This is a genomic window from Priestia sp. P5_B4 (assembly GCF_056400385.1).
Genome location: NZ_JBFULJ010001137.1, coordinates 1 through 1,020, shown reverse-complemented (window position 1 = coordinate 1,020; position 1,020 = coordinate 1). Strand labels below are relative to the sequence as shown.

At 36.8% G+C, this 1,020-nt stretch carries 2 protein-coding genes; both read left to right on the top strand.

What is annotated here, in order from left to right; genetic code table 11:
- Nucleotides 1-413 (top strand): phospholipase D-like domain-containing protein (locus tag AC1DRF_RS29435; protein ID WP_477742499.1); only part of this gene is annotated, 413 nt, incomplete at its 5' end.
- Nucleotides 414-491: 78 nt separating this feature from the next.
- Complete coding sequence (locus AC1DRF_RS29430; protein WP_028408348.1) at nt 492-914, top strand: acyl-CoA thioesterase; 423 nt, start codon at nt 492-494, stop codon at nt 912-914.
- The last annotated feature ends 106 nt before the right edge of the window (nt 915-1,020 follow it).

The following is a 1,020-nucleotide window of genomic DNA, read 5'->3' as shown; positions in this document are numbered from 1 at the left end:
CTAATGAGAATGCGTTTGGAAGAAAAAAGTTCGGACTGCCTAACCGTCCAGTAGCAGCAGAACTTGTGAAAAAATCTAAAGGCGATATTAAAGTTCGCTGGTATCATACGGGAAAAGAGCAGTATCATCCCAAAACTTTATTTATTCGAAACAAAAAAAATGCAACTATTATTGCAGGAGCCGCAAATTTCACAAAACGAAATTTAGATGACTTGAATTTAGAAACGGATATTAAAGTATCAGGACCTTCTAACAAAAAGGTTATGACCGAACTAAACGCTTATTTTGACCGTTTATGGACAAATAAAGACTACACATATACACTTCCTTATAAAAAGTATGAAAATAAAATGACGCGGCTGGAAACACTGATATATCGCATTCAAAATGTGCTTAGTCTTACAACATATTGAGTTACAACCAAACTAGTAGGAGTATATTCTCCTTATATGGTAAGATAAAATAGGAACAGTGCAAGAGGAGGTAGAATCATGCTAGTGTCGAAGAAAGAAATCGAAGTGCGCTATGCAGAAACCGATCAGATGGGCGTTGTGTATCATGCTAACTATTTAGTATGGATGGAAATAGGTCGAACACAGTTTATTAGTGATTTAGGTTTTAGCTATGCACAAATGGAAAGAGACGGTGTGCTGTCGCCAGTTATTGATATACAGGCTTCATATAAAAAGCCGCTTCATTATGGCGAGACAGCTGTAGTACATACTTGGGTTGAGAACTATGACGGTCTACGCGTTGTGTACGGCTACGAAATTTTTAATTCAAATGAAGAACTTGCGTTAACAGGAACATCGTCACACGTATGTGTGAAAAAAGAAAACTTTAAGCCTATTTCGATTCGCCGTAATTATCCGGAATGGCATAAAGCCTATGAAGATGCCAAAAAGCAGGGTTAAGCGCAAGAATAAAAAGCATCGATAAATCGATGCTTTTTTTCTTACGCTTCGTAATGAAAGTCAGGTTCTTTTGTTTCTTCATTATAATTTACGGTCAAATCATGAC

What these genes read in the sequence shown, in the direction of transcription:
- AC1DRF_RS29430 (WP_028408348.1), top strand. Translation starts at nt 492, where the DNA reads ATGCTAGTGTCGAAGAAAGAAATCGAAGTGCGCTATGCAGAAACCGAT.